At 38.5% G+C, this 3,312-nt stretch carries 2 protein-coding genes and 1 pseudogene; 1 reads left to right on the top strand and 2 read right to left on the bottom strand.

The window, feature by feature from the left end; all coding sequences use genetic code 11:
- Window positions 1-81: 81 nt before the first annotated feature.
- Window positions 82-1,701 carry an ABC-F family ATP-binding cassette domain-containing protein gene (locus ADA55_RS19650; RefSeq protein WP_034307325.1) on the bottom strand — a complete coding sequence of 540 codons (1,620 nt, stop codon included), beginning with the start codon at window positions 1,699-1,701 and terminating at the stop codon, window positions 82-84.
- Between the two features lie 343 nt (window positions 1,702-2,044).
- Here ADA55_RS19650 and ADA55_RS19645 point away from each other — a divergent pair, with 343 nt between their 5' ends.
- Entirely contained in the window at window positions 2,045-2,446 is a 402-nt protein-coding gene (locus ADA55_RS19645) for an RDD family protein (RefSeq protein ID WP_048686969.1), read from the top strand.
- Window positions 2,447-2,657: 211 nt separating this feature from the next.
- On the opposite strand, the pseudogene ADA55_RS19640 reads toward ADA55_RS19645, so the two are convergent.
- Window positions 2,658-3,186: pseudogene (locus ADA55_RS19640) on the bottom strand (transposase); the annotation flags it as partial.
- Between the last annotated feature and the right edge of the window lie 126 nt (window positions 3,187-3,312).

Raw genomic sequence — 3,312 nt, 5'->3', positions numbered from 1 at the left:
GGGGTTCAGAATTTTTTAATTCCGAACCCCTTTTGTCTACAAACTGAGCACATCCAATAAGGATGTGCCTTCATAAAAGTATTATTTGTACATTTCGGCGACTTGTTTTTGCAATTCGCCATTTTCAAGGTACTCATCATAACTCATTTGCTTATCGACTGTACCTTTTGGAGTAAGTTCAATGATCCGGTTCGCAATAGTTTGGATGAACTGATGATCATGAGAAGAGAAGATCATAGATCCTTTAAAGCTGATTAAACCGTTGTTTAATGCCGTAATCGACTCTAAGTCCAGATGGTTGGTAGGTTCATCAAGCATCAGGACGTTCGAACCGCTTAACATCATTTTGGAAAGCATACAGCGGACTTTTTCGCCCCCTGAAAGTACACTTGCCTTTTTCGTGACTTCATCGCCTGAGAATAACATCCTGCCCAAGAAACCGCGCAGGAAGCTTTCGCTCTGGTCATTAGGAGAATATTGACGGAGCCAATCGACAAGATTTAAATCGACACCTTCAAAGAATTCAGCATTATCCTTAGGGAAGTATGCCTGAGAGGTCGTAACGCCCCATTTGAATGAGCCGCCATCCGGTTCGATTTCACCTGCCAAGATTTTGAACATTGTTGTTTTAGCAATCTCATCTTTACCGACAAATGCAATTTTGTCGCCTTTATTCATCGTGAAGCTGACATTATCCAATATCTTTACGCCATCGATCGTTTTCGAGATTCCATCTACACGAAGCAGGTCGTTCCCGATTTCACGTTCAGGAGTAAAGCCGACATATGGATAGCGGCGTGAAGAAGGCTCGATGTCATCCAAGCTGATTTTATCCAATAATTTCTTACGGGATGTCGCCTGGCTCGATTTGGATGCATTGGCACTGAAACGCGCGATGAAATTTTGAAGCTCTTTGATTTTTTCTTCTTTTTTCTTATTGGCATCTTGAGTCAGTTTAAGGGCAAGCTGGCTTGATTCATACCAGAAGTCATAGTTACCGATATAAACTTTGATTTTACCGAAATCAAGATCCGCGATATGTGTACAAACTTTGTTAAGGAAGTAACGGTCATGGGAAACTACGATAACAGTGTTTTCAAAGTTGATTAGGAATTCTTCCAGCCATTTGATCGCTTTTAAGTCCAAGTGGTTGGTAGGCTCATCCAGTAAAAGAACATCCGGTTTACCGAATAGTGCCTGGGCAAGCAATACTTTAACTTTGTCGCCACCGTTCAATTCAGCCATTTTCTTCGTATGCAGGTCTTCTGTAATCCCGAGGCCTTTTAAGAGGATTGAAGCTTCGGGTTCAGCTTCCCATCCGTTTAATTCGGCAAATTCCCCTTCAAGCTCGGCCGCTTTCATTCCGTCTTCGTCGGTAAAGTTTTCCTTCATATAGATGGCATCTTTTTCTTGCATCACTTCATATAATCTTTCATGTCCCATAATGACAACTTTAAGGACTTCTTCCTCTTCATAAGCGAAGTGATCCTGCTTTAGAACGGCAAGGCGTTCGCCTGGCCCCATGTGGACATCACCGGATTGTGCTTCAATTTCACCGGAAAGGATTTTTAAGAAAGTGGATTTACCGGCACCATTCGCACCAATCAGGCCATAGCAGTTACCAGGAGTGAATTTTATATTAACATCTTCAAACAGTTTACGATCGCCATAACGTAAACCAACATTATTTACTGTAATCATTTATTTACATTCCTCCAAAATACTTTTGTTTCAACGTGTCCAACACTTTGTTTCATTAGTTTTACGCTGATTCATACAAACAGCAGTTTACAATCTTATATGTTTTAAACTGTGCATCATTTAAATTGTATCTTATTTCTTAGGAAAATTAAAGGCAGATTAGCAAAAACAAACGTTTATAAGCAAAAATTACACAAAGATTTAATTTTGTTTATAAATTGTCACCTATAATGCAAGTTGTCTTTTTTTGTTAAAGAATATGATAGGTACAAAGGCTCATTACGCACCTACCTTATTATTGGTAATATAGGTAACTGTAACTAATACAACGGGAGGAACATATATGAGTGATTCAGTAGGTTTTTGGAAACGTCTTTTCGCAGGAGTTTTGGACGGCATAATAGTATCAACACCATTAGCGATAATTTTCGGGGTGATTACCGGTGATTGGGAAAATGAAAATTTTTCAACTCTTTTTAACTTTCTCTACATGGTGATTATCCCGATACTATGGTATGGCTATACAGTTGGCAAAAGGATTATGGGAATACGCATAGTAAGGATGGACGGCAAAAAATTAGGGATAGGCACTATGCTATTGAGGTATTTAGTTGCTGCTTTGGTATATGCCATTACATTAGGGATAGGGTTTATTGTCAGTGCATTCATGGTTGGCATTAGGAAAGACCATAGATCGATACACGATTTCATAGCGGGTACATACGTGACATCTAATAAGCCATGAATAATGGATAAGCAGCTTAATAGCTGCTTTTTTTATGCGAAATTACAGATAAAAACCGATGAGATCTATAATATGGAGGGAATTTTGCTGAATACTTTATTGTATGGTATTTAGGTATTAATATTACATTGGAAACCACGGTAGAATATCTTTAGCAGTAATACAGTGGTAGTTAGGAAGCTAAAAAGCACTTAACCTTAATGGTCAAGTGCTTACGATCTTGATTTATTTCATTTGGAAGAAGACGCCCTTGATATGCTCGTGTTTCTTTGCTTACAATTTTCTTTTCAAATTTTCGCTTATTCGCATTGACTTTCACATGTGTGGAATCGACGAATATGTGTTCAGCACTTTTAACTTTCTATCAGCGGCTGTTATTAAGATGCGATAGAAAATCTGTTCAAACAGGTCTGTATCTTTAAAGCGTCACTCATAATTTTTCCCTAACGTGGAGGAGGAGGTACTTTATCATGAAAAGCATAGCCTAAGAACCAACGGTAAGTCATATTTGTTTCCTCTTCTTGAATTGTTTTACGCATGGAACGAATACCGAAAGTATATTGAATGAATGTCAGTTTAACTAAAATAACAGGATCAATACTTGGGCGTCCTACCTCTGAATACATATCTTCACCAAGTCATAAATGAAAGTGAAGTCAATGGCAGCCTCCATTTTACGAACCAACTGGTTCGGTGGCACCAGTGATCTAAAGTAATAGTTCAAGTTGATCTCGCTGAATAGAATCATGAAAGCATCCTCATCACCTCAGGTTCTAATATTTCTATTTTAAAACAAAAATGACTCCAGGCAAAAGTTGTTCTATCTAAAAGGTAAGACAAAGTGATTGGAGCGGGTGTTCGAGACT

Source organism: Bacillus sp. 220_BSPC (assembly GCF_001054655.1).
GTDB lineage: Bacteria > Bacillota > Bacilli > Bacillales > DSM-1321 > Peribacillus > Peribacillus frigoritolerans.
The sequence above is the reverse complement of the archived record's forward strand: the minus strand, read 5'-3'. Positions and strand labels throughout refer to the sequence as shown.